Source organism: Oleiphilus sp. HI0079, assembly GCF_001635105.1.
This window is the reverse complement of the sequence record NZ_LWFT01000899.1, coordinates 1-1,448: the sequence shown is the minus strand read 5'-3', so window position 1 is coordinate 1,448 and position 1,448 is coordinate 1. Positions and strand designations below refer to the sequence as shown.

The 1,448-nt window shown below is 50.5% G+C and carries 1 protein-coding gene and 1 pseudogene; both read left to right on the top strand.

The genetic code is table 11. From position 1 onward, the window contains the following. Positions 1-726, top strand: a pseudogene (locus tag A3750_RS26285) (ABC transporter); the annotation flags it as partial. A 36-nt stretch (positions 727-762) separates the two neighbouring features. Then, positions 763-1,448 (top strand): glutamate racemase (murI, locus tag A3750_RS16650; protein WP_068548478.1); only part of this gene is annotated, 686 nt, incomplete at its 3' end.

Below are 1,448 nucleotides of genomic sequence, written 5' to 3'. Positions count from 1 at the left end.
GCGGCGCGCGTGTCCGGAGCAGCGAAGACGGCATTTCCTGACGGTGTCGAGCTTACTGAAGAAGTTTCAACAGATTCGGTAGCCAGCGAGTCACAAGACACAGAGCCGAAAGCCGAGGGTGAGGCTGAAAGTGATATTGTTACGCGCACCATTACTCCAGAACTTACCGAGTCGGAGCAAATTAATGTGATGCTTGTTGCTGACACTGATGTGCTCAGTGATCGTTTGTGGGTGCAGGTCCAGAGCTTTTTCGGTCAGCAGATTGTGAGTCCGTGGGCGGATAATGGAACCTTCCTGTTGAATTCGGTAGAGAACCTCTCAGGGCAGGCAGAGTTAATTTCTATTCGGAGTCAGGGACGTTACAGCCGCCCATTCGAGCGCGTTGACGCTTTACGTCGTGACGCGGAAGAGCGTTTTCTTGCTCAGCAAGAGCTTTTGGAAGAGCAGTTAATGGCGACCGAAGAGAAATTGCTCGAACTAGAGCAGGTGCGAGACGCAAGTGATGTCTCTATGCTTTCAGAAGAGCAAGAAGCAGAGCTGCTTAAGTTTCAGGAAGAGAAGCTGAAGATTCGTAAGCAGCTTCGCGATGTGCAGCATCAGCTTGATCGCGATATTGAAACGTTAGGGACGCGCTTAAAACTGATTAATATCTTATTAATTCCGTTTTTGATTTGTGTTCTTGCTGTGTTCATGGGTATGCGTCAACGTCGTTTGGCTAGCGTATAAGCGGCACGTGACGGCAATGCTTGGAGAGGTTTGTTGATGGACGATCAGGTAAGCGCATGTTGTGGTAATGTGCTCGTTCTTGATTCGGGCGTTGGCGGCCTCTCAATCTGCCGCTCTGTGCTGCAGCTGTGTCCGCAACTTCATATTCGCTATGTAGCGGATGATACTTTCTTTCCGTATGGCACAAAGGACGAGCAGTTTTTGATTGCTCGGCTAAGCGATCTGATTGCGCAATGCCATGCTCGCTTCCATTTTGATCTGGTGATTGTCGCCTGTAATACGGCGAGTACATTAGTGCTGCCAACGCTGCGTGATCGTTTTGAGATGCCGTTCGTTGGTGTGGTGCCCGCGATCAAGCCTGCGGTNCAACAATCCAAGTCGAAAGCGATTGGGCTGTTAGCAACCCCGGGTACGGTCTCTCGAGACTATACAGATGCGTTGGTGAGGGATTTTGCGGCAGGATGTTCTGTGCTTAAGGTTGGCTCAAACGCACTTGTGGAAGAGGCAGAGAAGCTGCTGAATGGCGAGGGTGTGGACATGAATGTTCTGCAAGGTGCTATCAATCCTTTTATGCAAAGTACTGAGAACGTCGATACGATCGTTCTTGGTTGTACGCACTTTCCGTTTTTAAAAGAAGCCTTAAAGTCCTTGATGCCAGGCGTCGCTTGGGTCGATTCCGGCGATGCGGTGGCGCGCCGCGTCAGAGATCTTTTTGATGGGGC